General features: G+C 67.2%; 22 protein-coding genes. 7 read left to right on the forward strand and 15 right to left on the reverse strand.

Annotated elements, in window-relative coordinates; genetic code table 11:
• The first annotated feature begins 14 nt into the window (after nt 1–14).
• Nucleotides 15–1,775, forward strand: coding sequence for a gamma-glutamyltransferase (ggt, locus tag QEP15_RS04115; protein WP_280148483.1), 1,761 nt, complete (start codon nt 15–17; stop codon nt 1,773–1,775).
• Nucleotides 1,776–1,841: 66 nt separating this feature from the next.
• Here the strand turns inward: ggt and QEP15_RS04120 are convergent, their stop codons facing one another.
• From QEP15_RS04120 to QEP15_RS04135, 4 genes are all read right to left on the reverse strand, one after another.
• Entirely contained in the window at nt 1,842–3,233 is a 1,392-nt protein-coding gene (locus tag QEP15_RS04120) for an APC family permease (RefSeq protein WP_152383518.1), read from the reverse strand.
• Between the two features lie 187 nt (nt 3,234–3,420).
• Nucleotides 3,421–4,548 (reverse strand): CaiB/BaiF CoA transferase family protein, encoded by a 1,128-nt coding sequence (locus QEP15_RS04125; RefSeq protein WP_280148484.1) that lies wholly within the window; start codon nt 4,546–4,548, stop codon nt 3,421–3,423.
• Between the two features lie 14 nt (nt 4,549–4,562).
• Nucleotides 4,563–5,540, reverse strand: coding sequence for a Bug family tripartite tricarboxylate transporter substrate binding protein (locus QEP15_RS04130; protein WP_280148485.1), 978 nt, complete (start codon nt 5,538–5,540; stop codon nt 4,563–4,565).
• A gap of 70 nt (nt 5,541–5,610) precedes the next feature.
• Complete coding sequence (locus tag QEP15_RS04135) at nt 5,611–7,311, reverse strand: acyl-CoA dehydrogenase family protein (RefSeq protein WP_280148486.1); 1,701 nt, start codon at nt 7,309–7,311, stop codon at nt 5,611–5,613.
• A 120-nt stretch (nt 7,312–7,431) separates the two neighbouring features.
• Between QEP15_RS04135 and QEP15_RS04140 the strand changes: the two genes are divergently transcribed.
• On the forward strand, nt 7,432–8,343 hold the full coding sequence (locus tag QEP15_RS04140) for a LysR family transcriptional regulator (protein ID WP_175156651.1): 912 nt from the start codon (nt 7,432–7,434) through the stop codon (nt 8,341–8,343).
• 3 nt (nt 8,344–8,346) lie between these two features.
• On the opposite strand, the gene purU is transcribed toward QEP15_RS04140, so the two are convergent.
• The 6 genes from purU to QEP15_RS04170 form a co-directional block, all read right to left on the reverse strand.
• Entirely contained in the window at nt 8,347–9,201 is an 855-nt protein-coding gene (gene purU / locus QEP15_RS04145; RefSeq protein ID WP_056321032.1) for a formyltetrahydrofolate deformylase, read from the reverse strand.
• 41 nt (nt 9,202–9,242) lie between these two features.
• Nucleotides 9,243–10,352 (reverse strand): NAD(P)/FAD-dependent oxidoreductase, encoded by a 1,110-nt coding sequence (locus QEP15_RS04150; protein WP_062840307.1) that lies wholly within the window; start codon nt 10,350–10,352, stop codon nt 9,243–9,245.
• Nucleotides 10,349–10,873, reverse strand: coding sequence for a flavin reductase family protein (locus QEP15_RS04155; protein ID WP_280148487.1), 525 nt, complete (start codon nt 10,871–10,873; stop codon nt 10,349–10,351). The genes QEP15_RS04150 and QEP15_RS04155 overlap by 4 nt, the downstream gene beginning before the upstream one ends.
• A gap of 69 nt (nt 10,874–10,942) precedes the next feature.
• Nucleotides 10,943–11,572: a pyridoxamine 5'-phosphate oxidase gene (pdxH, locus tag QEP15_RS04160; protein ID WP_280148488.1), complete on the reverse strand. Its 630-nt coding sequence runs from the start codon at nt 11,570–11,572 to the stop codon at nt 10,943–10,945.
• A gap of 114 nt (nt 11,573–11,686) precedes the next feature.
• Nucleotides 11,687–12,343, reverse strand: coding sequence for a gamma-glutamylcyclotransferase (locus tag QEP15_RS04165; protein WP_280148489.1), 657 nt, complete (start codon nt 12,341–12,343; stop codon nt 11,687–11,689).
• A gap of 2 nt (nt 12,344–12,345) precedes the next feature.
• A complete protein-coding gene (locus tag QEP15_RS04170) occupies nt 12,346–13,554 on the reverse strand; it encodes an MFS transporter (RefSeq protein WP_128830020.1) in 1,209 nt (402 codons plus the stop codon).
• Nucleotides 13,555–13,865: 311 nt separating this feature from the next.
• Here QEP15_RS04170 and QEP15_RS04175 point away from each other — a divergent pair, with 311 nt between their 5' ends.
• From QEP15_RS04175 to QEP15_RS04190, 4 genes are all read left to right on the forward strand, one after another.
• Nucleotides 13,866–15,050 (forward strand): efflux RND transporter periplasmic adaptor subunit, encoded by a 1,185-nt coding sequence (locus QEP15_RS04175; RefSeq protein WP_217618766.1) that lies wholly within the window; start codon nt 13,866–13,868, stop codon nt 15,048–15,050.
• Nucleotide 15,051: 1 nt separating this feature from the next.
• The gene (locus QEP15_RS04180; protein ID WP_280148490.1) at nt 15,052–17,010 is read left to right on the forward strand and encodes a MacB family efflux pump subunit; all 1,959 of its coding nucleotides are present in this window, start codon (nt 15,052–15,054) and stop codon (nt 17,008–17,010) included.
• A 5-nt stretch (nt 17,011–17,015) separates the two neighbouring features.
• Nucleotides 17,016–18,443, forward strand: a complete 1,428-nt coding sequence (locus QEP15_RS04185; RefSeq protein ID WP_280148890.1) for an efflux transporter outer membrane subunit — start codon at nt 17,016–17,018, stop codon at nt 18,441–18,443.
• Nucleotides 18,444–19,071: 628 nt separating this feature from the next.
• Nucleotides 19,072–19,920 (forward strand): tRNA threonylcarbamoyladenosine dehydratase, encoded by an 849-nt coding sequence (locus QEP15_RS04190; RefSeq protein ID WP_420913628.1) that lies wholly within the window; start codon nt 19,072–19,074, stop codon nt 19,918–19,920.
• 90 nt (nt 19,921–20,010) lie between these two features.
• Here the strand turns inward: QEP15_RS04190 and QEP15_RS04195 are convergent, their stop codons facing one another.
• From QEP15_RS04195 to QEP15_RS04205, 3 genes are read right to left on the reverse strand one after another with little or no spacing between them, the layout of a single operon-like run.
• Nucleotides 20,011–20,322: a non-heme iron oxygenase ferredoxin subunit gene (locus QEP15_RS04195; RefSeq protein WP_175156646.1), complete on the reverse strand. Its 312-nt coding sequence runs from the start codon at nt 20,320–20,322 to the stop codon at nt 20,011–20,013.
• A 14-nt stretch (nt 20,323–20,336) separates the two neighbouring features.
• Nucleotides 20,337–20,810: an aromatic-ring-hydroxylating dioxygenase subunit beta gene (locus QEP15_RS04200; protein WP_280148491.1), complete on the reverse strand. Its 474-nt coding sequence runs from the start codon at nt 20,808–20,810 to the stop codon at nt 20,337–20,339.
• A 1-nt stretch (nt 20,811) separates the two neighbouring features.
• Nucleotides 20,812–22,071, reverse strand: coding sequence for an aromatic ring-hydroxylating dioxygenase subunit alpha (locus QEP15_RS04205; protein WP_280148492.1), 1,260 nt, complete (start codon nt 22,069–22,071; stop codon nt 20,812–20,814).
• Between the two features lie 211 nt (nt 22,072–22,282).
• Between QEP15_RS04205 and QEP15_RS04210 the strand changes: the two genes are divergently transcribed.
• Nucleotides 22,283–23,185: a LysR family transcriptional regulator gene (locus tag QEP15_RS04210; protein ID WP_280148493.1), complete on the forward strand. Its 903-nt coding sequence runs from the start codon at nt 22,283–22,285 to the stop codon at nt 23,183–23,185.
• Between the two features lie 24 nt (nt 23,186–23,209).
• Here QEP15_RS04210 and QEP15_RS04215 read toward each other — a convergent pair whose 3' ends face one another.
• Nucleotides 23,210–23,842, reverse strand: coding sequence for an aminotransferase class IV family protein (locus tag QEP15_RS04215; protein ID WP_175156643.1), 633 nt, complete (start codon nt 23,840–23,842; stop codon nt 23,210–23,212).
• Nucleotides 23,843–23,920: 78 nt separating this feature from the next.
• Nucleotides 23,921–25,057 carry an aminodeoxychorismate synthase component I gene (locus QEP15_RS04220; RefSeq protein ID WP_175156642.1) on the reverse strand — a complete coding sequence of 379 codons (1,137 nt, stop codon included), beginning with the start codon at nt 25,055–25,057 and terminating at the stop codon, nt 23,921–23,923.

A 25,057-nucleotide genomic window follows, 5' to 3' on the forward strand; every position in this document is an offset into this window, starting at 1 on the left:
CACCGGAGCTTTCCATGCGCCTACGCCGCCACGCCGCCCTGCTGCTCGCCGCCGCCATCGCCGGCCTGCCATTCGCATCCGCCAGCTGGGCGCGAACGCCCGCGGCGGAAGACCTGAATCCCGAAGCCGCCAGCGGCGTCCAGAAGCGCGAGCTCGTGCGCGCGCCGCATTTCATGATGGTGTCCGCCAACCCCCTTGCCAGCCGCGCGGGCGAAGCCGTGCTGCAGCGCGGGGGCAGTGTGGTCGACGCAGCCATCGCCACGCAACTGGTGCTGAATCTGGTCGAGCCGCAATCGTCGGGCATCGGCGGCGGCGCCTTCATGGTGGTGTATTCGGCGGCAGACGGACAGATCCGCACGTACGACAGCCGCGAGACCGCGCCCGCGGCGGCGCGGCCCGACCGCTTCCTGGATGCCGAGGGCAAACCGCTGCCCTTTGCACAGGCCGTCAACAACGGCATGTCGGTCGCCGTGCCCGGCCTCTTGCGCGGGCTGGAACTGGCGCACAAGGCGCAGGGCAAGCTGCCCTGGGCCGATCTGTTCCAGCCGGCCATCGAACTTGCGGAATCGGGCTTTGCGGTGTCGCCGCGCCTGCACGCGCTGCTGGCCGGCAACAAGGCGCTGCCGCAACAGGCCGCCGCCGCCGCGTACTTCTACGCGCCGGACGGCACGCCGTGGCCCGTGGGCCACGTGCTGAAGAATCCGGCGTTCGCGCGCACCCTGCGCGCCGTGGCCTCGCAGGGCGCCGACGCCTTCTACCAGGGCGACATTGCGCGCGACATCGTGGCGGCGGTGCAGGGCCACGAGAAGCCCGGCGACCTGGCCTTGAAGGATCTGGCGGACTATCGCGCCAAGACGCGCGATCCGGTGTGCGGCGCGTACCGCGGCTATCAGCTCTGCGGCATGGGGCCGCCCAGCAGCGGGCCCATCGCCGTGTTGCAGATGCTGGGCGAGCTGGAGCAATTCCCGCTAAGCCGGTATGCGCCCGGCACGGTGCAGGCCGTGCACTATTTCTCGGAAGCTGGCCGGCTGGCCTTTGCCGACCGCGATTTCTACGTGGCGGACCCCGACTTCGTGCGCGTGCCGGTGCGCGCCTTGCTGGACCCGGCTTACTTGCGCGCGCGCGGCGCTTTGATCCAGCCGGATCGCAGCATGAAGGTGGCGCTGCCCGGCGATCCCGAAGGCAAGCTGCTGTCGCTGGGCAAGGACAACGCGCTGGAGCTGCCGTCCACCAGTCACCTGGTGGCGGTCGACGCGCAGGGCAATGCCCTGACCATGACGACCACGATCGAAAGCGAATTCGGCAGCAAGATCTTCGTGCGTGGCTTTCTGCTCAACAACGAGATGACCGATTTTTCGTCGTCGTTCAAGGACCCCGAAGGCCGGCTTGTGGCCAATCGCATCGAACCGGGCAAGCGGCCGCGCAGCTCGATGGCGCCGATGATGGTGCTCAAGGAGGGCAAGCCGTACCTGCTGGTGGGCTCGCCGGGCGGCAGCGCCATCATCAACTACGTCGCCAAGACGCTGGTGGGCGTGCTGGATTGGAATCTGGACATCCAGTCGGCGATCGATCTGCCCAACATGGGCAGCCGCAACAAGGAAACCGAACTGGAGAAGGGCACGGCGCTGGAAGCGCTGGCGCCGGCGCTGGAGCGCATGGGACACCCGGTGCGGATCACCGAGTTTCCCAGCGGCATCCACGGCATCGTCATTGACGCCAAGGGACTGGAAGGCGGCGCGGATCCGCGCCGCGAAGGGCTTGCGGTGGGCGGCTGAAGCGCGCCCGGACCCGCGCCGCGCAGCCGCGCGCCAGCGGTCCGGGAGCCTGCGGCCCTTGCGGTATCACTCCAGCGACGACGGGTCCAGTTCCATCCTGGACTCGCGGCGTCGCGCCAGCCAGGTCACGAACCACATCACCACGCCCAGCAGCAGCAGCCAGCCGGCGACCTGGTACTGGATCACGTCACGGCCGGTCAGCGGGGTGACCAGGAACAGGCAGGCCGCGGCGCCCACCCACGGGACGAGGCGGTTGATGGAGAAGTGACGATGTGCGACCTTGTCGCGCCGCAGGACCAGCACCGCGACGTTCACGAAGGCGAACACGCCCAGCAGCAGCAACGCGGTGGTGCCGCCCAGCGCGCGGATGGCCTGCGAGTCGGTCAGCGAGACCAGGATGATGAGGCCGAAGGCCAGCGCCGTCGTGAACAGGATGGCCGTCCACGGCGTCTGGTTCTTGCGGTGCACGTGCGCCAGGAAGGACGGCAGCACACCCTGGCGCGACATGCCGTACAGCAGGCGGCTGGCCATCATCATGTTGATGAGCGCCGAGTTCGCCACGGCGAACATCGAGATGATCGGCATGATGTATTCCACGGGCAGATCCGGCGCGGCGCGCTTGACCACCAGCACCAGCGGCGTGCTGCTCTTGGCCAGTTCGCCCACCGGCACCAGCGCAACGGCGCAGATGGACACCAGCACATAGATGAGCGCCGTGATGCCCAGGCCGGTCAGCATGACCTTCGGGAAGATGCGGCTGGGATCGTGCGTTTCCTCGGCCATGTTGACCGAGTCCTCGAAGCCGACCATGGCGAAGAACGCGAGCGCGGTGGCCGAGGTCACCGCCAGGAACACGCTCTTGTCCTCGGGCGTGTCGAACGCGACGACGCGCGAGAAATCCGCCTGGCCGCCGGAGATGGCGTAAAAGCCCAGCAGGATGACCATCAGCAGGCCCGACAGCTCGATCAGCGTGAGCACGACGTTGGCGCGCACGCTTTCAGTCGCGCCACGAAAATTGACCAGCATGACCAGCGTCATGAAGCCCAGTGCGCCAAGGGTGATCCAGTGCTTTTCGGCCTCGATGCCCATCGCCGCGAACAGGTTGGCGGCGAAGGCCTGCGAGGCGGTGGCGGCCGACGTCAGGCCGGAACACATGACGGTAAAGCAGACGATGAACGTCAGGAAATGCACGCCGAACGCCTTGTGGACGTAGAGCGCGGCGCCGGCGGCGCGCGGGTACTTGGTGACCAGTTCAAGGTAGGAAAGCGCGGTCAGCAGGGCCACCCCGAAGGCCACCAGGAACGGCAGCCAGGCCGCGCCGCCGACTTCGGCGGCCACCTGCCCGGTCAGCGCATACACGCCAGTGCCCAGGATGTCGCCAACAATGAATAGCAGCAGCAGTTTCGGGCCCATCACCCGTTTCAGCTGGCCGTGGTCTTGTGAGTCGTTCGTGGCCATAGTCTTTTATTTCCTCTTATGTGGCTCGGGAAAAGCGTGCGGGGAGCAACGCGAGATGCGGAAAAAAGTCTAAGGCGGCAATCGGGCGGCGTGCTGAAACCAAATGTCTAAGTTGTTGCGCGCGGGGCGGCGGCTCTCTCGGGGAAAAAAAAGCCCGGCGGGCGCCGGGCGGGTCATCGATGCGGGATCAGTCCTGCCCAGATGGCGGCGCCAGGTCTGGCGGCAGCTTGCGCAGCGTGGCGGGCGTGCGCGACAGCTTGATGGGCGATCCCACGCCCTTGTAGTCGCCCTGTTCCAGCACCATGCCGCGATGACGGGTGTGCGGATGAGCCAACGCCTGGTCCACCGTCTGCACGGCGGCGGCGGGCACGCCCGCGCGCAGCAGCTGGTCCGCTAGCGTGGCCGCCTCATGGCGGGTCAGCAGGGCGGCAAGGTCATCGCGCAGTGCCTGGCGGTTGCGCAGGCGGTCCGCGTTGGTGGCGTAGCGCGGGTCCTCGGCCAGCGCGGGGGCGTCCAGCGTTCGGGCCAGCATTGCAAATTGGCGGTTGTTGCCGACGGCCAGGAAGATCGGGCCGCTTGCGGTGGGCAGCGTTTCGTAGGGGGCAATGTTGGGGTGCGCGTTGCCGCTGCGCTGCGGCACCTTGCCGCTGTAGAAGTAATTCGGCGCATGCGGGTGCAGCAGCGACAGCGCGCAGTCGTACAGCGTGATGTCCAGGAATTGTCCCAGCCCGCTGCGCGTGCGCTCGTTGAGCGCCAGCAGGATGGCCACCGCCGCGTTCAGGCCCGTCACCATGTCCACGACCGGCAGCCCCACCCGGGTCGCCTCGCCGTCCGCCTCGCCGTTCACGCTCATCAGGCCGCACATGGCCTGCGCGCAGGCGTCGTAACCCGGCAGGCCGCCCAGCGGGCCATCCGAGCCGAAGCCGCTGACGCGGCAATGGATGAGCGCGGGGAAGGCCTGCTTCAGGTCGTCGTAGCCCAGGCCCCACTTTTCCAGCGTGCCAGGCTTGAAGTTCTCGACCAGCACGTCGGCGTCGGCCAGCAGGTGGCGCAGCAGTTCCTGCCCGGCGGGCTGCGACAGGTCCAGCGTCATGCCGTCCTTGTTGCGGTTCACGCCGACGAAATACGAGGCGGTCTCGCCCAGGAAGGGCGGGCCCCAGCCGCGCGTCTCGTCGCCGCCGGGCGGCTCGATCTTCAGCACGTCGGCGCCGTGGTCGGCCAGGATCTGGGTGCAGTACGGGCCGCCCAGCACGCGCGACAGATCGATCACCTTGCAGCCCGCGAGGGCGCCGGCATTGGGTAGGGTTTGGGCCATGGCTATGCGTCGCGTCAGTCGATGGAAACGTTGGCGCTCTGGATCAGTTCGCGCCACTTGGGGACTTCGGTGGTGATGAAGCTGGACAGGCCCTGCGGCGTCTTGTCCTGCGCCTCGACGATGCCCTGCGTGCGTAGCGTCTGCGCGATCGTGGGATCGGCGAGGGCGGTCTTGAAAGCCTGGTTCAGCGTGTTCACCACATCGGCGGGCGTGTCCTTGGGGGCGACGATGCCGAAGAAGACGCTGACGTCATAGCCTTTCAGGCCTTGCTCTGACAGCGTGGGCAGGTCGGGCAGCGCATCCGAACGCTGGGCGCTGGCCAGCCCGATGGGGCGCAGCTTGCCCGCCTTGATATAGGGCAGCGCGGTCAGGATGTCGGTGAACGACATCGACACCTGTCCGCCCAGCAGGTCGTTCAGCGCGGGGCCGGTGCCCTTGTACGGGATGTGCATGATCTTGGTGCCGGCCATGCGGTTGAACAGGATGCCGGCCAGGTGCGACGACGCGCCATTGCCGGACGAGGCGTAGCTCAGCTTGTCCGGGTTCTTCTGGGCGTACGCGATCAGTTCCTGCAGGTTGTTGGCGGGCACCGACGGGTTCACCACCAGGATGTTGGGCAGGTGGCCGATGCGGATGATGGGCGCGAAGCTGGTCTCGGGGTTGTAGTTCTGCTTTTTGTACAGGCTGACGTTGATGGCCAGCGGGCCGGACGTGCCGAACAGGATGGTGTAGCCGTCGGGCTTGGCCGAGGCGACATATTCGGAGCCGATGTTGCCGCCCGCGCCGCTGCGGTTCTCGACGATGACGTTCTGCTTGAGCGGCTCGCGCAGCTTTTCGGCCAGGCGGCGCGCCAGCGCGTCGGTGGGGCCGCCCGGCGGAAAGGGCACCACCAGCGTGACCGGCCGGGCCGTGGGGAAGGCGTCGGCTGCCACGACGGGCGTGGCGGCGATGGCGGCGGCCGCCAGGAACAGGGGGGCAAGATAGCGTTTCATGGGTGTCTCCAGTGGATGACGCGCCGGCTGTGCCGCCGGCGTCGGGTTACCGCGAAAGCCCTGACAGGGGCTACAGCGCGTAGTGCAGGATGGCCTGGCAGGCCGCGCTTTCGTCAGGCGGGATGGCGTAGGGGTCGCGCGGCGCCAGGCGGTGCAGCAGCACCTGGTCGGCCAGCCGTGCGCGAGTTTCCAATCCCGCGCCGGTGGCTTCCCACCGCAGCGCGGCCATGGATACGGCGTGATAAAGCAGCGACGCGGCCTGGCGGGCCAGCTGCGCATGTTCGCCCTGCGCGGCGTGTTCCGCCAGCGCATAGGTGTTTTCCAGGGCGCTGGCCTGCATGCCGGCCAGTTCGGGCGGGCAGGGCGCGCCGTCCGCCAGCAGGCGGTCGATGTGGCTGCGCAGCGCCGGCAGGGAGTTTTCTTTCTTGATGGCGCGCAGCACGTCCAGCGCGACGATGTTGCTGGTGCCTTCCCAGATCGAGCCCAGATGCGCGTCGCGCACGAGGCGCGGCTCGGTCCATTCCTCGATGTAGCCGCAGCCGCCGCGCACTTCCATGGCGTCGCCCGTGACCTTGCGCGCGTCGCGGCACGCGCGGAACTTGATCAGCGGCGTCAGGATCCGGGCCAGCGCGGGGTCGGCCGCGCCCTGGTCGGCGTCGGCCAGCGCACGCGCCGTCTGGAACATGACGCTGCGCGCCTGTTCCGCCCACACGATCATTTTGACGAGCTGGCGCTGCATGAGCGGCATGTCGATGAGGCGCTTGCCGAACGCGCGGCGGTGCTGCGACACGTAGATGGCCTCGGTGACCGCGCGGCGCATCAGGCCCGCGGCGCGCATGCCGTTGGACAGGCGCGAGTTGTTGATCATGTCGGCCATGTGCTTGAAGCCGCGGCCGCGTTCACCGACCAGCCACGCGACGGCGCCCTCCAGGCGGATTTCGCCGCTGGCCATCGAACGCGTGCCCAGCTTGTCCTTCAGGCGCAGGATGCGGTAGTGGTTGTGCGTGCCGTCGGCCAGGTCGCGCGGCAGTAGAAAGAGCGACACGCCCTTCAGGCCCGCGTCCGGTTCGCTGCGCGCCAGCACCATCGCAAAACCCGCGTCAGGGTTCGAGCAGAACCACTTGTCGCCGTGGATGCGCCAGGTGCCGTCATCCTGCGGCTGGGCCGTGACCTCGGTGGCGCTGACGTCCGAGCCCGCGCCCTGTTCGGTCATGAACATGGCGCCTTGGCGCAGCGTGTCGAAATCCTGCGAAGTCACCTGCGGCAACACGCGCTCGACCAGCGCGGGATCGCCGAACTTGCGCAGGGTGCGCGCCAGCGAGTCGGTCATGCTGACGGGGCAGCACAAGCCGAATTCGGCCTGCACGAAAAGATGGCTGAGCGCGTACTTGGCCGCGGCGGGCATGGGCTCGGGCCAGCCCAGCACGCCGCCCCGGTGGGACAGCGCCGCCAGGCCGAATTCGCTGTAGGCCAGGCGTTCAAGTTCGACGTACGCGGGATGCTTGTCGATGCGGGATTCGTCCGTGCCGGCGCGGCTGCGCACCGATAGCGTGGGCGGGTGCTTGTCGGCGACCGACGCCAGTTCGTCCATGACGCCGCCGGCCAGTTCGCCCAGCCGGCCCAGATGCGGCAGCAGGTGCGCATGCAGCTCGGCGGGCAAGTAGCGGCGGCTCAGCGCCTCGGCGTAGGGGTCGGCATCGAACAGATTCAGCCCCCGGGAGTCCGGTACGGGCGTGACGGTGGCGGCAACAGGCAAGACAGGGGTATCCATGGCGGCATCCGGGTCGGGACGGGAGATGCCCTATGTTGCGGGGGTTGATTCATCTACTCAAATACTGTTTTGATGTAGATCAATCCAAAATAAATATAGATATGCCCAAAGGAGGGACGCATGGATCTTGAACCGCGTCTGCTGCGCTACTTCATCGCCGTGGCCGAAGAGCGCCATTTCAGCCGGGCGGCGGCGCGCCTGCATATTTCGCAGCCGCCGCTCAGCTACGCGATCCGCCAACTGGAAGAGAACATCGGCGCGCGCCTGCTGGCCCGCACCAGCCGGCACGTCGAGCTGACCGACGCCGGCCAGGCGCTGTACCACGAAGCGGTGATCCTGCTGCGCCAGGCCGAGGAGGTCCGCACGCTGGTGCGCCAGGTGGACGCGGGCCTGCGCGGCCGGCTGCGCATCGGCTTCGTGGGGTCCATGCTGTATCGCGGACTGCCCGCGCTCTTGAACGTCATGCGCAAGGAACTGCCCGACGTGGAACACGTGCTGACCGAACTGAACTCGAACGACCAGATCGAGGCGGTGCGTCGGGGCGAGCAGGACCTGGGCTTCATCCACGCCAACCCGGTGCCGGAAGGCGTGCAGGCGCGCGACCTGATGGCCGAGCCCTTCGTGGTGTGCCTGCCCGATGCGCATCCGCTGGCAGATCGCCAGACCCTGCGGCTGACGGAACTGGCGCGGGACGACTTCGTTTTCTTCGCGCGCGCGGCGTCGCCCAGCTATTACGAGACGGTATTGGCCATGTGCGTGTCGGCCGGCTTCATGCCGGCGATCCGGCACGAGGTGCGCCACTGGCTGAGCGTGGCCTCGCTGGTGTCGCAGGGCCTGGGGGTGTCGATCGTGCCGGCCTGCCTGTCGCGCAGCGGGCTGGCGGGCACGCGGTTCATCGCGTTCGAGCACGAGGCGCGCTCGATCAGCCAGGTGATCTGGCCGGATGCGGCGCGCTCGCCCTTGCAGGAGCGCGCGGTGGCGCTGGTGGGGCAGGCGTTTGCGCCGTTGCAACCCGCCCCTGCAAGGGCCTGAGGATCAGCGGAACACGACGGTCTTGTTGCGGTTCAGGAGGATGCGGTGTTCGACGTGGCTGCGCACCGCGCGCGAGAGCACCAGGGATTCGATGTCGCTGCCCACCTGGGTCAGGTCCTGCGCCGTCATGGTGTGGTCGACGCGTTCGATGTCCTGGTCGATGATCGGGCCTTCGTCCAGGTCCGACGTCACGTAGTGCGCCGTGGCGCCGATGATCTTCACGCCGCGCGCATGCGCCTGGTGGTAAGGGCGCGCGCCCTTGAAGCTGGGCAGGAAGCTGTGGTGAATGTTGATCGCGCGGCCGGTCAGGGCGCGGCACATGTCGGCCGACAGGATCTGCATGTAGCGGGCCAGCACGACCAGGTCGATGTTTGCCTCGTCGACGATCTTGAGCACCTGCTTTTCCTGTTCCAGCTTGGTGTCGGGCGTGACCGGCAGGTAGTGGAACGGAATGTTGTAGGTTGCCGCCAGGCTGGCGTAGTCGTTGTGGTTCGAGACGATGGCCGCCACTTCGGCATGCAGGTGGCCGCTGTGTACGCGGAACAGCAGGTCGTTCAGGCAGTGGCCCTGCTTGCTGACCATGATGAGCAGGCGCTCCTTGCGGCGCGCGTCGTGCAGCTTGAGCTCCATGCCGTAGTCGGCGGACATCGCGTCCAGGCGGGCGCGCAGGTCGTCGGCGGACGCGCTGACCGGCAAGTCGAAGTGCACGCGCAGGAAGAAGCGGCCCGTCTCTTCGTCGCCGAACTGCTGCGAATCCAGGATGTTGCAACCCAGTTCGAACAACAGGCCGCTGACGCGGTAGACGATGCCGGTGCGGTCGGGGCAGGACAGGGTCAGGATGTAGTCGTTGTGCTGCATGGCAGGAATGGCTGAATGAGAAAAAAGGGAAGCGGGCGGGGTCAGGCGGACAGGCGCGCCAGGGTTTCTTCCGCCAGGGCCAGGCTGGAGGTCAGCCCGGGGGATTCGATGCCGAACAGGTTCACCAGGCCGGGCACGCCGTGAACGGCGGGCCCCGCGATGACGAAGTCCGCGGCGGGCTCATGCGGACCGGAGATCTTGGGGCGGATGCCCGTGTAGCCGGGCGCCAGCGCGCCGTCGGGCAGGGCGGGCCAATAGCTGCGCACGGCTTCGTAGAACACATCGGCGCGGGAGGGATCGAGGGTGTAGTCCTCGGTGTCCACCCATTCGGTGTCGGGGCCGAACTTGGCCTGGCCGCCCATGTCCAGCGTCAGGTGCACGCCCAACCCGGCATGCTGCGGCACCGGGTAGATCAGGCGCGAGAACGGCGCGCGGCCTGACAGCGTGAAATAGCTGCCCTTGCACAGGTAATCGGCGGGAATGCTGTCCGCCGGCACGCCCTCGATGCGGCGCGCCAGCGCGGGCGCCTGCAGGCCGGCCGAATTGATCAGGACGTTGCAGGTCAGGCTCATGGCGTCGTCGCCGCCGAATTGCAGCTCGAAGCCGCCTTCCGGCCGGACGCGGCCCGACGCGAGCGGCGTATGGAAGACGCACTGGGCGCCCGCGTTCTCGGCGTCGCCCTGGAACGACAGCATCAATGCGTGGCTGTCGACGATGCCGGTCGACGGCGACACCAGCGCGGCGGTGCACTGCAGCGCGGGCTCCAGGCGCATGGCTTCTTCGCCCGAAATGAATTGCAGGTCGTCCACGCCGTTGGCGCGGGCGCGCTGGGCAATGCCTTCAAGCTGGGTGGCCTGCTCGGGGCTGGTGGCCACGATGAGTTTGCCCAGCCGGCTGTGCGGCACGCCGCGTTCGGCGCAGTACGCGTACAGCAGATGCTTGCCGCGCACGCACAGGCGCGCCTTCAGGCTGCCGGCGGGGTAGTAGATGCCTGCGTGGATGACCTCGGAGTTGCGCGAGCTGGTGCCGGTGCCGATGGCCTCGGTGGCTTCGGCGACCAGGACTTCGCGGCCCGATTGGGCCAGTGCCCGGGCGATGGCCAGGCCGACGACGCCGGCGCCGATGACGACGCAATCGACGTCGGCGCTCATGGCTTGACCTTTTCTGCGCGGGTGCCGGCCGGCGTCAGATCGAACCCGCCGGCGTGAAAGACCAGCGGCGGTTCGCCGCTATGTCCGCAACGTTCGACTTCTCCGACCATGATGACGTGATCTCCCTCGACGTAGCGGCTGCGGTTGCGGCATTCGAACCAGGCGGCGCAGTGGCCGTCCAGCATCGGCGTGCCGCCCGGGGCATGGTGCACCTGCAGCCCGGCATAACGGTCCCGCGTCTTGCCCGTCGCGAAGCGGCGCGCCAGCGCGATCTGGTCGGCGCTCAATACGTTCACGACGTAGCGCTCGCACTGTTCGAAGGCGTCCAGCGACGACGAACCCAGCGACAGGCTCCACAACACCAGCGGCGGATTCAGCGAGACCGAGTTGAACGAGCTGACGGTCAGGCCGATGGGGGCGCCGTCCAGGCCGGTGGTCGTCACGACCGTCACGCCGGTGGCGTATCGGCCCAAGGCGGTGCGAAAGAAGACGGAGTCGAAATCAGGGGAGGAGGCGGACATGCAATAGACAGTTCGGTCGGGCGCAGGAGGCGCCCGGCGGATGGACGCCCCGCGTCGGGGCGTCCCGTATCAGGGAGACAGGCGTTCGATCTTCCAGCCCGCCCCGTCCGCCACGTAGCGCAGGCGGTCGTGCAGGCGGGACGGGCGGCCCTGCCAGAATTCAAAGGCCGTCGGCTTGAGGCGGTAGCCGCCCCAGTGGGGCGGACGCGGCGGCTGTTCGCCGAAACGCTCGCGGAATTCCTTTTCGCGGGCTTCCAGCTCTTCACGGGTGATGGGCTGGCTCTGGCGCGAAGCCCAGGCGCCGATGCGCGAGCCGGCCGGGCGGCTGTGATAGTAGGCGTCCGACTCTTCGGCCGCCACCTTTTCGACCACGCCCTCGATGCGGACCTGGCGTTCCAGCGGCTGCCAGAAGAACAGCAGGCTGGCGCGCGGCTCGGCCTGCAGGTCCAGGCCCTTGCGCGATTCGTAATTGGTGAAGAACGTGAAGCCCTGCTCGTCAAACCCCTTGATGAGGACGATGCGGGCGCTGGGCTGGCCGCGGGCGTCCACCGTGGCCAGGGTCATGGCGTTGGGTTCGGGCACCTTGGCGGCCAGGGCCTCGTCGAACCAACGGGTGAATTGCTCGAACGGCGAGGAGGCTGCCTGGCTTTCCAGCAGCACATTCTTTTCGTAGCTTTGACGCAGATCAGAGACGGACATGGTCTTGGGGGTTCAGCGTTGATAACACGGAGTTTATACCGCCTGGGAGACCGGCCCCTAATTGACCCCGCGCAGGCCCCGGACAAGTTTGCCGCCTCCAGCCGCGGGGGCGCGTCAGGGGCCCTCGGGCAGCTGGTGGCCGTCCAGCTCCAGCCGGCGGGCAATGGCGTCGAGCCGGGCGTCGTGGATGCCGGCGGACCGCAAGGCCTGGGCCGTCTGCACCACGTAATCCGTGCAGGGACCGTAGCGTCCTGCCGCGCGGCGTACGATGGCCAGCAGTTCCGCCTCGGGCAGGGCCCGGATATAGGCGGGGTTGTCGCGGTTCATGATGAAGACCAGCGCCCGGACGACGCCTTCGTCCGTGGCGCAGTTGATCCAGCGGGGCAGATAGGCGCCGGTGGACATCTCGCGCTCCCAGAGGGCGGGAAAGTAATGGGGGACCTGTTCGCCGGCCAGGCGGTATACCACGCCCCGGCAGGAACCGCCGCGATCCAGGCCGAAAACCAGTCCCGGGCACTCGGGCGTGCCCCGGTTCACCCGCGACCACAGGCAAAGCGCCCGGTGGTGGCCGCGCAGCGTGGCCAGGCGGCGTTCCATGAAATCGAAATCCGGCCGCCAGATAAGCGATCCGTACCCGAATACCCATACATCTTCCCCAGCCGGCCAGTGCCGCAGCGCGTCGTCGAGCGAGGCTTGCCGTTCCTCGGGCGTCCAGAGCCGGAAGGGCAGCGTGGCGCCGGAGTGGTCAGAGTGGGATGACTGCTTGTTCACGACTACGTATTCCGTTCAGACTCGTGCGGAGGGTTGCGGTTGGCCCAGCCCCCGGCCATCAGCGCCACGGAGTAGGCCCAGAAAAGCGGGGCAACGCCAATTACCGCACCCAGCGCCCCGAAGGTCAACGGCAGGGAGACCTGCGAACCGTTGATGAGCGCCATGCGCAGGCCCACCGCCTCGGCCGCGCGGCCGGGGGGCGAGTGCTGGTGCAGCAGGGCCAGCATGCTGGGCTGACAGCAGCCCAGGGCCAGGCCCAGGATGAAAGACAACACGATCAGGACGGTAACGTCGGTGAACAGCGGGTAAAGCATGAAGTCGATGGCCGCGGTCGCCATCGCTACGCGCACCAGCGTCCAGGACCGGACGCGGCGCTGGATGAGGGGCAGAATCAGGCGGATGACGAACGTTGCCGCCGCGAAGGAGGCAAGAATGAGGCCGATGGTGGTGGCGGACAGCCCGATCGCCACGCCAAAAATCGGCACGACGAACAGGTGGGTGTCCCATGCGCCGGACAAGATCGTGTTGACCATGAGAATGCGGCGCAGCGCGGGCACGGCCAGCAATTCGGTCACGCGGCGGCGCTGGGCCTCGCGCACGCCGGTGATGGCCGCATCCACGGCCTTCAATTGATGACGCAGGCTGTACAGGCCGACCGCCGACAGCAGCGGGCCGACCGCCAGAAGGCCGAATGCCGTCCGCGTGCCCAGGTGGTCGATCGCCAGCCCGGCAATCAGCGGACCGGAGAAGCCCGACCCGGCCAGCGCCAGTGACATGAAGGAGAAGTTGCGCAGCCGCTGCTCGGGTTCGGCGTGCCCCAGCAGATCCTGTGTGGCCACCTGGTGCAGCATGAAGCCGATCCCGATGGCGCAGGACGCCACCAGCAGCGCGGACTGGGTTTGCGAGATAGAGGGCAGTAGCGTGCCGAAGGCGACCAAAGTGGTGCCGATGACGAGGGGACGCACGATGCCGACGCGGTCCACCCAGCGTCCCGCGCGCACCGAGAACAGCATCGGCAGCACGGCAAACACGGCGACCAGCGTGCCGACCGTGAACGTGGACAGCCCCATCTGCAGCGCCGTCAGGGAAACGGTGATCCGTCCCCCGGTCAGCGCCACATGATTCATCATTGCCAGCAGGCACAAAAGCACCGCCCCGGAAAATTCCGGGGAACTGGATGGCGAGGAGGGGGATCTGTTGGAGGTAGACACGGCTTAACTGCATTCATTCTGTTCGTAACATCCGTCTATGTCGAGGCGACGCTTTTTTGCGCTGCGTCATCGGGTGACTAGTCACTCTGCGGAGTTAACAGGCTCTAGCGGACAAGTCCCCCGCTTATTCGGCAAGATGACGGCACGTTCACGGCAGGTGCGGTAAAACGGTTCCGCAACCTCCCGGGGATCGTTGTATCGTTCACGCAACGGAACCCTCCGCGCGGTGCAGTCCGTCTCTGGTTTTCACCGCTTTTTTGCCGCATTACGGCGCCGCAGATGGCGCCCGCCGTTCCCATCGTCCAGGTTCAATGAAAAAGTCCCGCAGCAAGTTCACGCGCTACGCCCTGATAGCCGCCATCCTCCTGCTTCTCGTTATTGGCGCGCGCGCAGCGTTCTTCTCGGCCCCGCCGCCGCCCACGTTCGCCGTGGCGGAAGTGTCGCGCGCGGACCTGGAGGACAGCGTGCTGGCCAGCGGCACCATCGATGCCATCGAGCGGGTCAGCGTGGGCGCGCAGGCAACCGGCCAGTTGAAGTCCCTGAAGGTGGAACTGGGCGACCGGGTCAAGAAGGGCCAACTGGTGGCCGAGATCGACGACCTGACCCAGCAGAACGAGCTGCGCAACGCCGAAGCTGCGCTGCAGACCCGGCGCGCCGAACGGGCCGCCAAGGTGGCCACGCTGAAACAGGCGGAGCTGGCGTTCAAGCGACAGCGCCAGATGCTGGCGGCCGACGCCAGTTCGCGCGAGGCCTACGAAACGGCCGAGGCCACGCTGGCCGTGACCCGCGCCGAGATCGCCTCGCTGGACGCGCAGATCGCCCAGGCCGAGATCCAGGTCGACACCGCCCAGGTCAACCTGGGCTACACGCGGATCGTCTCGCCGATCGACGGCATGGTGGTGGCGGTGGTCACCAAGGAAGGCCAGACCGTCAACTCGATCCAGAGCGCGCCCACCATCATCAAGGTGGCGCAGGTGGACACCATGACCATCAAGGCGCAGATCTCCGAGGCGGACGTGACGCGGGTCAAGCCGGGCCTGCCGGTCTACTTCACCATTCTCGGCGAACCCGACGAGCGCTACCGCGCCACGCTGCGCGCGGTGGAACCGGCCCCGGATTCCATCCAGAAGGAAGATGCGGCGTCTTCGTTGACCTCCTCCTCCAGCACCTCCACCAGCGCCGCGGTCTATTACAACGGCCTGTTCGACGTGCCCAATCCCGACGAGAAGCTGCGCATCTCGATGACGGCGCAGGTCTTCATTGTGCTGGGTGAGGCGAAGGACGCCGTGGTGGTGCCCGCCTCGGCGCTGGGCAAGCGCGGCAAGGACGGGCGCTATGAGGTGCGCGTGGTGCTGGACGGCAACAAGACCGAGACGCGGCAAGTGCGCATCGGCATGAACAACAACGTGCAGGCGCAGGTGCTGGAAGGCCTGGAGGTGGGCGAACGCGTCGTGTCGGCGGATTCCTCGCCGACCGTCGCCAAGCCGGGAGCCTGACATGGGCGGCCCGCTCATTTCCCTGTCTGGCGTGCGCCGCGAGTTTCCCGCGGGCGACCAGACGATTGCGGTCCTGAAGGACGTCAACCTGTCGATCGAGGCGGGCGAGATGGTCGCCATCGTGGGGGCGTCCGGCTCGGGCAAGTCCACGCTGATGAACATTCTGGGCTGCCTGGACCGGCCTACGCGCGGCGACTACAAGGTCGACGGCCGCAGCACCGGCGAACTGGACCCCGACGAACTGGCCGAACTGCGCCGTGAGCACTTCGGATTCATTTTCCAGCGTTACCACCTGCTGGCGGACCTGAGCGCGCAGGGCAACGTGGAGGTGCCGGCCGTCTACGCGGGCAAGCGCCGCGAGGCGCGGCTGGAACGCGCCTCGGCGCTGCTGGCGCGGCTGGGGCTGGCCGATCGCACTGGCCATCGGCCAGGCCAGCTGTCGGGCGGCCAGCAGCAGCGCGTGAGTATCGCGCGGGCGCTGATGAACGGCGGCGACATCATCCTGGCCGACGAGCCCACTGGCGCGCTGGACACGCATACCGGCCAGGAAGTGCTGCGCATCCTGGAGGAACTGAACGCGGCGGGGCACACGATCATCATCGTCACGCACGATATGAATGTGGCGCGCCACGCCCAGCGCATCATCGAGATCAGCGACGGCGAGATCGTTGCGGACAAGCGCAACCCCGACGCGCCGCGCCATCAGATGGCGCGGGACGAGACCCCGGACATGGCCCAGCGCCCGGCGTGGCAGGCCTATCTGGACCGCTGCGGCGAGGCGTTGCGCATGGCCTTGCTGGCCATGAACGCGCACCGCCTGCGCACGTCGCTGACGATGCTGGGCATCATCATCGGCATCGCCGCCGTGGTGTCGGTGGTGGCGCTGGGCGAGGGCTCGCGGCGCAAGATCCTGGAAGACATCAGCGCGATCGGCACGAACACGGTCGAGGTCTTTCCGGGCAAGGACTTCGGCGATGAAAAGGCGGTGAACATCCGCACGCTGGTGCCGGCCGATGCGGATGCGCTGGCGCGCGAGTCGTATGTGGACAGCGTGACGCCGGAAGTGGGCACGAGCAATACGCTGCGCTACCGCAATGTGTCGGTGAACGGTTCGATCCAGGGCGTGGGTGAACAGTACTTCCGCGTGCGCGCGATCAAGCTGGCTGAAGGAAAGTTTTTCGACGAGACCAGCGTGGCGCGCCGGGCGCAGGAAGTGGTGATCGACGAGGGCACGCGGCGCGCGCTGTTCGGGTCGCACACCGAGCCGATCGGGCAGGTGATCTTTTTGGGATCGATGCCGGCGCGGGTGATCGGGGTGACGCAAAAGAAGGACACGGTGTTCGGGAACAATGATTCGCTGAACGTGTGGATCCCGTACACGACGGCGCTGTCGCGGGTGCTGGGGCAGCAGCACCTGAAGAGCATCACGGTGCGCGTGAACGACGCGACGCCGCCGGCGGCGGCCGAGCAGGCCATCGTGCGGGTGTTGACGCGCCGGCACGTGGTGAAGGATTTTTTCGTGTTCAACACGGACGCGGTGCGCAAGACGATCGAACGCACGACGGCGACGATGACGCTGCTGGTTTCGCTGATTGCGCTGATTTCGCTGATGGTGGGCGGTATCGGGGTGATGAACATCATGCTGGTGTCGGTCACCGAGCGCACGCGCGAGATCGGGGTGCGCATGGCGGTGGGCGCGCGGCGCAGCGACGTCATGCAGCAGTTCCTGATCGAGGCGGTGCTGGTGTGCCTGATCGGCGGCGCGGTCGGCATCCTGTTGTCGCTGGGATTGGGCGTGCTGGTCAGCAAGGCCACGGGCGGCTCGTTCCAGATGATCTATTCCACGGCATCGATGGTGGCGGCATTCACGTGCTCGACGCTGATCGGTGTGATTTTTGGCTATCTGCCGGCGCGCAATGCGGCGCGCCTGGATCCCGTCGAGGCGTTGGCCCGGGAATGAGGAAGATGAGAGCAGTTTCTTTTTTGGGCAAACCGCTGGGCGTGGCGCTGCTGCTGGCGCTGGGTGGCTGCGGCAGCCTGCTGCGCACTGATTACGAGCCGCCGGCCGCCAGCGTGCCGGCGTCCTGGACCCACGCGCGCCCGGCTTCCGATGCCGGCGCAGCGGCGTGGCTGGCGGAGGGCGGGGCCTGGTGGCGCAATTTCGACGATCCGGTGCTCAATGGGCTGGTGGAGGCGGCGCTTGCGCGCAACAACGATCTGGCGGCGGCGGCGATTCGCGTGCGCCGGGCGCAGTATCAGGCGGGATTGGCGGACGACCAGCTGATGCCGCAGTTCGGTGGCGACGCAAACGTGTCGCGGGTGCGCAATCTGTATGGCGACCGCACGATCACGCGAGCCAATTCGGCCGAGCTGACGGTGAGCTATCAGGTCGATCTGTGGGGCAAGCTGGCGCGCCAGCGCGACGCGGCGCAGTGGGAGGCGCTGGCGACGGAACAGGACCGCCAGAGCGCGGCCCTGTCGCTGGTGGGCACGACGGCGACGCTGTATTGGCAGACGGCATTCATCAATCAGCGCATCGCGAGCAGCGAGGAGAGCATCGCCTACGCGCGCCGCACGCAGGATCTGGTGCGGGCGCAGTACGCGGCGGGCGGGGCGTCGGCCCTGGAGCTTGCCGAGGCGGAGCAGACAGTGGCAAGCCAGCAGGCGGCGCATGCGCTGCTGGTGCAGCAGCGGGTGGAATACATCAATGCGCTGACGATTCTTTTCGATGGCCCGCCGGATCGCATCACGGCGGATCCGGCGCGGCTGCCGTCCAGCGCATTGCCCGAGGCGCGGGCGGGTGTGCCGGCGGAGTTGCTGGGGCGCCGTCCGGACTTGCGCGCGGCGGAGTTGCGGCTGCGGGAGTCGCTGGCGAACGTGGATGCGACACGGGCAAGCTTTTATCCGCCGGTGACGTTGACGGGGGCGCTGGGCACTTCGAGCCCGACGTTGTCGGATGTGCTGAAGAATCCGATCGGGACGCTGGGCGCGGGGTTGACGCTGCCATTCTTGCAGTGGAATCAGATGCAGCTGAACATCAAGATCTCGAAGACGGATTACGAGGAACGGGTGGTGACGTTCCGGCAGGCGCTGTATCAGGCGATGGCGGATGTGGAAAACGCGTTGTCGAATCGCACGCAGTTGTCGGTGCGGGCGCAGCAGCTGGATCTGTCTTTGCGGGCGGCTCGGGAGGCTGAGCGGCTGTACGAAGTACGGTACCGGGCGGGGGCGGTGCCGCTGCGGGATTGGCTGGATGCGCAGGAAAAGCGCCGGGTGGCTGAGGTGGCGCGGGACGAGAATATGCTGAACCGGTTGGTGAATCAGGTGACGGTTTATCAGGCGTTGGGGGGGGATGATGTGGTGGCTGTTGACGGGGATGGGCTGCGGGGGTGATTTCTTGCTTGTGCTCGGGGCGAGATGCGCTGATGCGGCCTTCGGACGGGGGCTTTCTGCTTCGTTGGGGGGGCGTTCTTAAGTCGTCCGGCGCGGCGGTTTGCGTCGGAAGGCGGTGGCAGGCATCGATCTTGGTTCTTTTGACGCCCGGCGCGTCGGCGGCCTGGGGCGCGCGGGGCTACGATTGCGGTCCGGAGCCTTCGCTCCGGACTTCCCCTTCGTCATCTTCGTCAGCGCCTTCGGCGCTTCCTTCAGATTCCCTCGGGCGCATCTACACGCCCCGCGCACCCCAGGCCACCGCCACGCCGGGCTCGGGTGAGTTCAGCTTGGCGGGCGCTGGGGCGGGTGGGGTTCTTAAGGTTCTTGCCTGGGCTTGCGCGGCTTTGAAACATTTTGCGGGGCTCGCGCCCGGTTGGCCGCGCGGGCGGCCTCGGGGCGCTTACGCGGTGTCTTGCGTCCGGGGATGACGCTTCGCGCTTGCGGTGGGGGGCGGACGCCGCTGCCTCCGGTGTCTGACACCCTTGGGGCACATCCTTGGCATGACGGCAGTCTCTGCAGGGTGTCAGACACCTTGTCTACACCTTGTCTGCTTGAATGGGCGGCTGGGTTGGCGGCCGGCTGCCATAAAATGCGGTCCATGAACTCGCCCGAACTCATTCCTGAACCTGCCGATCTCGACCGTCGTTTTGGCGCGCTGTCGCGCCTCTATGGTCCTGAGGCGCCTTCGCGTATCCGAAATGCCCATGTTGCCGTTGCCGGGCTGGGCGGCGTGGGGTCGTGGACGGTGGAGGCGCTTGCTCGTTGCGGGGTGGGGGCGTTGACGCTGATCGATCTGGATCACATTGCCGAATCCAACGTCAATCGGCAGATCCATGCGTTGAGTTCGACGCTTGGGCAATCCAAGGTCGACGCGATGGCCGAGCGGGTGTTGGCGATCAATCCCGAATGCCGCATCACACGGGTGGACGACTTTGTGTCGCCGGAGAACGTGGGCGAGGTGTTGCCGGGGCCTTATACGGTCATCATCGATTGCACGGATCAGGCGGCCGCGAAGATTGCGATGATTTTGCATGCGCGGGCGCTTGGGGTGCCGATGCTGCTGTGCGGCGGTGCGGGCGGGAAGACGGATCCGTTGGCGTTGCGGGCGGGGGATCTGTCGGGGGCGGTCAATGATGCGCTGCTCTCGAAGCTGCGCAACAAGTTGCGGCGCGAGCATGGGTTTCCGCGGGCGTCGGACAAGAACGGCAAGGCGCTCAAGCGGGTGCCGAAGATGGGCGTGCATGCGTTGTGGTTCGACCAGCCGGCGATTTTGCCGGATGCGTGGACCCGCCCTCGTGAAGGTGAAGATGATATGGGCGCGTCGGGTCTGAGCCTGGCGCCGCAGGGCCTGTCGTGCGCGGGTTATGGGTCGGTGGTGACCGTGACCGCCGCCATGGGCATGGCGGCGGCGAACGAGGCTTTGCGGCTGGCGGTCTGAGGGGCGCCGGAGTGGGGGCGCCTCAATGCCTGAGCGTGGAGGTGCATCAACGGTCAGAGGCCACGTCGCTGCGTCCGGCGCGCAAATGACTCATAACGCCACGAACACCACGCCATCCTCGATCCGTACGGGATACGTCGCAATGTTCTCGCGCAGTGGCGAGCACAGGGCGCGGCCGTCGCGGATGTCGAAGCGGCCCTGGTGCAGGGGGCATTCGATTTCGTGGCCAGTCAGGAAGCCGTCGCACAGTCTGGCCTTGCCGTGCGTACAGAGGTTGTCGGTGGCGTAGACCTCGCCGTCGACGCCGTATAGCGCGATCTCCTTGCCGCCCGCCTCGACGGCGATGACGTCTTCGTCGGGCACGTCATCGCGTCCGATGGCCTTGATCCATTGCACACTCATGATTCGTCTCCTGGTCAGATGGGGTAGATCAGCGAGTTCGGGATCAGCTCGCTGTCGAAGATGCATAGCCGCGATTCGAATTTCAGGCCGTCGGGCGTCTGGCGGATGACGTCCAGATACCGGCCGACGTTGAAGACGGTGGTGAGCTGGCTGGGTTTGGTGCGGAAGATGGCGTAGTTGGCCTCGGATTCGATGCGGCCTTCCTGCACCAGCAGCACGCGTGGGGCGCCGACGACATGGCGCTGGTAGTAGGGATCGTGAAAGATGGTTTCGGTGGCGCCGTAGATGCGGTCGCGCAGCATTCCGCGGCTCTCGAAGGCCATGGTCGCGAGCGGAAATCCGCGTTCGTGGTTCTCGCGCGGCAGCACCTTGTAGACGCAATCCTCCACGAAGAAGTCGGGCCATCTCTCCCATTCGCCGGCGTCCAGCGCGGCCGCGTAGTCGGTGTAGAGGCGGGTGAGCTGGTAATAAAGCGGAAAGTCCAGCATGTCACGCCTCCATGACGCGGCGCCAGTACGCGTACATGCCGCGTATGAGCGTTTCGGTGACCATGTGGTCGGTGTTTTCGGCGGTCTTGCCGCCCAGTTCGGCGACGCTGCGGTGCCACGGCTTCTGTTCGAAGCCGGATTGCGAGAATTCGATGACCTCGCCGTCGTCAGCGGACACGAAGCCGGCGGGCCCGAACAGGTTGGCCTGGCGCAGGCGGCGTTGGGTCATGTCGGGGGTGTCGTCGGCAAATCCGAAATGGGTCCAGACGAAGTCGAAGGCGTCATGGCCGACGGGCTGGATGTGGCGAGTGGATAGCGAATTGACCTGCTGCTGGATGATGACGCTGGGAAACAGCGTCATGAGCACGGCCGTGGGGCCGTTCCACCAGGGTTCCTGCACGATGTCCAGGAAGCGGTCGTCGTTCAGCGACATCTGCTCCTTGAAGCTGGACACGCCGCTGGTGACGGTGCTTTTGCCGCCCTGGCCGCGCGTGGAAATCATGGCGGCGTGGCGGAAATGGCGGTCCATCTTCAATTCGGACCGGTTGTCCGCGCGCCATAGCCCGAAGGTGACAAACCAGGTGTGCAGGAGGCCGGGGTGGTAGGGGTCTTTGATGTTCTCCTGCATCAGCTTCCAGTTGCCGGGAATGCGCTGGCGGCTGTAGCCGTGGATCACCAGCTCGCGGCCGTCGAAGACGCGGTCGAAGTAATGCGCGATGTCGGGCCCCAGGTAGTCTTCCAGCGGTTCGACGTCGTGGTCGAACGACGCGAAGACGACGCCGTTGCGCGCGGCCACCGCCAGCTTGGTCAGGCCGTGTTCCTCGGGCTTGAAGTCGGGCGGCATGCCGCCGTTGATCTTGCCGTCCTGCTTGACGCCGCGGCGGAAGGGCACGCCGATCAGGTTGCCTTGCAGGTCGTAATTCCATTGGTGGTACGGGCAGACGAACTCGCTGCGGTTGCCGGCGCGTTCGCGGCAGAACTGCACGCCGCGATGGGCGCAGACGTTTTCCACGACGCGCACTTCGCCGTCGTTGTCGCGCAGCAGGATGACGGAGCGCTCGCCCACGACCGTGCGCTTGAAGTCGCCGGGATTCGGGATTTCGGCTTCAAGGCCCACGTAGATCCAGTGCCCGCGGTAGAAGAAGCGTTCCAGTTCCCGCTGGTGCAGCGCCGCATCGGTGTAGACGCCGAACGGGATGCGATGCGAGCCGTCGCCTTGCCAGGGCGGGACGATATGGATGGGATGTTCGGGGGCGTTCATGGACGGCCCCTGCGACAGGACGTGAGGCGGCGATGCGTGCGGATGCGCATGATTTGTCTCCTTTTTCAGCTGGCCGCGTGGCGGCCGGGCAGTGCCTTGCGCGGCATGGGCGCAGGCATTTTTCTGCATCATCGGGCACGCCCAGAGATTAATAAATAGAATCTGGCTTATTACATAAATCACCAAAATAAATATTGGTGGAGACAAGCGCATGAACCTGAAAGACGTGGATCTGAATCTGCTCGTCGTCTTCAATGAATTGCACAAGCATGGCCGGGTGTCGGCGGCCGCGGAAAGCCTGGGGATTTCACAGCCGGGCGTCAGCAACGCGCTCGCCCGCTTGCGCAAGCTGCTGGGCGACGAGCTGTTTCTACGGACCTCGCGCGGGATGGTGCCGACGCCCTATGCCGAGAGCCTGGCCCAGCCGATTGCCGATGCGCTTGCCGCACTGCACGGCACGTTGAATGCACGGGTGGCGTTCGATCCCGCGCGCAGCGAGCGGGCGTTTGTGATCGGGGTGAACGATGTGGGCGAGACCTACTTCCTGCCGCGCCTGATGCGGGCGCTGGATCAGGTCGCGCCGGGCGTGACCATCCGCACGGTGCGCACGACGTCGATCGACGTGCGGGACGAGATGGAGCGGGGCCGCATGGATCTGGCGATGGGCTTTCTGCCCGGGCTGAAAGGCGGATTCTTCCAGCGCCGGCTGTTCCGTCAGCCGTATGTCTGCATCTTCCGGCAGGACCATCCGCTGGCGCGCTCGGGCGTGTCGGCGCGGCAGTTCCGCGCGGCCGAGCACGTGGCCATTGTGTCCGAGGGCACCGGCCACGGCGTGGTGGACGAAGTGATCGCGCGCGCTGGCATCCGCCGGCGGCTGCGGCTGACGGTGCCGCACTTCATGGCGGTGGGGCCGGTGCTGCAGGCCACCGACATGATCGCGGTGGTGCCGCAGCGCTTTGCCGACTGCGCGTGCGGCCCCTTTGGCCTGGCATCCGCGCCCTGTCCGGTGAAGATCCCGGAATCCGTCATCAACGTGTTCTGGCACGCCCGCAACCACCGCGGGGCTGCCAACCAGTGGCTGCGGCAGGTGGTGGTGGACGTGTTTGCGGATTGATGCCGCGGCGGGCGGGAGGCTGCGCTACGCCTCGCGGAACGTCACGGTGAACCACCCGCGCAGCGCGTTCGACAACCGGATCTCGTCGGCGGCATGCAGGTCGGCCAGGGTCAGCACGCGTTCTTTCGCCTCGCCGGCATCGAGCAGTTGCGCGCGCTGCACGCCGGGCAGGCAGCCGCTGTCGACGGGCGGGGTGTACCAGTTGTCGTCCATGCGCAGATAGACGTTGCTGCGGCTACCTTCGCAGAGTTCGCCGCGCTCGTTCAGGTAGACCAGGTCGAAGATGTGCGGATGCGAAGGCAGCCATTCGATCGTCTTGGTGTACCAGGGGCGGTGCGTGGTCTTGTAGCGCAGCAGGGGTTCCGAGGACCGCAGCGCCTCGGGCGCGAGCATCACTTCCTGGTGCGCGGGCAGGGGCGGCAGGACGGCGGTCTGGATGTGGCGGCTGCCGTCGCGCGCGACCAAGAGGCGCAGGCGATGCGGTCCGGCGGAGGACAGGGCCATGACGGCGAGAAGGATGTCGCCTTCGACGTCGCGGCCGCCCCAGACGTAACCCAGCGCCTTGCAGGACGCTTCCAGACGGTGGAGGTGGCGCGCCAGCAGGGGCACGTTGCCGGACGATTCCACCAGGATGGTCTCGATCAATTCGGGTTGCATGGGACTCTCCTGGAATAAGCCGGTCATGGCCGGGCCAAGCCGCGCTCTATGCTACTACCGGCCGTGAGGTTTGCGCTGTCAGGCGCGCAGGATGCGGGCTTTCCAGTGGCATTCCTGCCATTCGCCGGCGGGGTCCGAATCGTAAACGATGCCGCCGCCGACGCTGTAGACGCCGTGGCCGTGCTGGTCCAGGACCAGGGTGCGGATTGCGACGTTCAAAGAAAAATCGCCATCCGGGGCCAGCCATCCGACGCTGCCGCAATACAGGCCGCGCGGGGCGGTTTCCATCTGGCGGATGCGGCGCATGGCCGCGACTTTCGGGGCGCCCGTGATCGACCCGCACGGAAACAGGGCGTGCAGCACGTCCGACAGCGTGGCGTGCGGCGCGGTGGCCGATACGGTGGACGTCATGGTCCAGACCGTGGGGTAGCGCTCCAGCGAAAAGAGCGCGTCGACCTTGACCGAACCGGGCTCGGCCAGGCGGCCCAGGTCGTTGCGCAGCAGGTCCACGATCATCAGGTTTTCGGCGCGGTTCTTGTCGCTGGCCAGCAGTTCCTGGCCCAGGCGTTCGTCTTCGGCCGGGTCGGGATGACGCGGCGCGGTGCCTTTCATGGGCCGGGTTGTCAGCCGGGCGCCGTCGCGCCGGACGAAAAGCTCGGGCGAAAACGACAGCACCGTGCGAGCACCGTCCTGGATGTAGGCGCCATGGGCGACCGGATTGCGCGCCGCGATGCGGCGGTACAGCGTGGCCGGGTCGCCCTGAAAGCCGACGTCGAGCGGCTGCGTGAAATTGACCTGATACAGCTCGCCGTCCTGGATCAGGCCGCGGATGGCGTCGATCTGGCGCACGTAGGCGGCCTCGGTCATGCGCGGCGCGGGCAGGCTGATGGAGGCGGACGGCGCGTCGGGGGCCGGCGCTTCCCACGGCGTCTCGTCGATCTTGCGGTCGAACACCAGCGCGGTCAGGCGAGGCGGCCCGTCGTCGCACGGCGGCGTCCACGGGCCGGCCGGCGCGGGACGAGTGGCCTCGGGCAGCAGCCATTCGCCCAGCTCGTAATCCAGCAACAGCGCGATCCAGCGGCCTTCGCGCCGCGCGGCCTCGATGGCGGCCAGCGCGGGCGCGACCTCGGCGGCCGAGCGCGCTTCGATCCGGGCGCGAAAGCCGTCCAGGCGCAGGGCGCGCCCGGCCAGCCGGTCTTCAAAACGACAATCCAT

This window comes from Achromobacter mucicolens (assembly GCF_029866465.1).
Lineage (GTDB): Bacteria > Pseudomonadota > Gammaproteobacteria > Burkholderiales > Burkholderiaceae_B > Achromobacter > Achromobacter mucicolens.

Coding starts and splice junctions, on each gene's coding strand:
- ggt (WP_280148483.1), top strand. CDS start 15: ATGCGCCTACGCCGCCACGCCGCCCTGCTGCTCGCCGCCGCCATCGCC.
- QEP15_RS04120 (WP_152383518.1), bottom strand. CDS start 3,233: ATGGCCACGAACGACTCACAAGACCACGGCCAGCTGAAACGGGTGATG.
- QEP15_RS04125 (WP_280148484.1), bottom strand. CDS start 4,548: ATGGCCCAAACCCTACCCAATGCCGGCGCCCTCGCGGGCTGCAAGGTG.
- QEP15_RS04130 (WP_280148485.1), bottom strand. CDS start 5,540: ATGAAACGCTATCTTGCCCCCCTGTTCCTGGCGGCCGCCGCCATCGCC.
- QEP15_RS04135 (WP_280148486.1), bottom strand. CDS start 7,311: ATGGATACCCCTGTCTTGCCTGTTGCCGCCACCGTCACGCCCGTACCG.
- QEP15_RS04140 (WP_175156651.1), top strand. CDS start 7,432: ATGGATCTTGAACCGCGTCTGCTGCGCTACTTCATCGCCGTGGCCGAA.
- purU (WP_056321032.1), bottom strand. CDS start 9,201: ATGCAGCACAACGACTACATCCTGACCCTGTCCTGCCCCGACCGCACC.
- QEP15_RS04150 (WP_062840307.1), bottom strand. CDS start 10,352: ATGAGCGCCGACGTCGATTGCGTCGTCATCGGCGCCGGCGTCGTCGGC.
- QEP15_RS04155 (WP_280148487.1), bottom strand. CDS start 10,873: ATGTCCGCCTCCTCCCCTGATTTCGACTCCGTCTTCTTTCGCACCGCC.
- pdxH (WP_280148488.1), bottom strand. CDS start 11,572: ATGTCCGTCTCTGATCTGCGTCAAAGCTACGAAAAGAATGTGCTGCTG.
- QEP15_RS04175 (WP_217618766.1), top strand. CDS start 13,866: ATGAAAAAGTCCCGCAGCAAGTTCACGCGCTACGCCCTGATAGCCGCC.
- QEP15_RS04180 (WP_280148490.1), top strand. CDS start 15,052: ATGGGCGGCCCGCTCATTTCCCTGTCTGGCGTGCGCCGCGAGTTTCCC.
- QEP15_RS04185 (WP_280148890.1), top strand. CDS start 17,016: ATGAGAGCAGTTTCTTTTTTGGGCAAACCGCTGGGCGTGGCGCTGCTG.
- QEP15_RS04190 (WP_420913628.1), top strand. CDS start 19,072: ATGCGGTCCATGAACTCGCCCGAACTCATTCCTGAACCTGCCGATCTC.
- QEP15_RS04195 (WP_175156646.1), bottom strand. CDS start 20,322: ATGAGTGTGCAATGGATCAAGGCCATCGGACGCGATGACGTGCCCGAC.
- QEP15_RS04200 (WP_280148491.1), bottom strand. CDS start 20,810: ATGCTGGACTTTCCGCTTTATTACCAGCTCACCCGCCTCTACACCGAC.
- QEP15_RS04205 (WP_280148492.1), bottom strand. CDS start 22,071: ATGAACGCCCCCGAACATCCCATCCATATCGTCCCGCCCTGGCAAGGC.
- QEP15_RS04210 (WP_280148493.1), top strand. CDS start 22,283: ATGAACCTGAAAGACGTGGATCTGAATCTGCTCGTCGTCTTCAATGAA.
- QEP15_RS04215 (WP_175156643.1), bottom strand. CDS start 23,842: ATGCAACCCGAATTGATCGAGACCATCCTGGTGGAATCGTCCGGCAAC.
- QEP15_RS04220 (WP_175156642.1), bottom strand. CDS start 25,057: ATGGATTGTCGTTTTGAAGACCGGCTGGCCGGGCGCGCCCTGCGCCTG.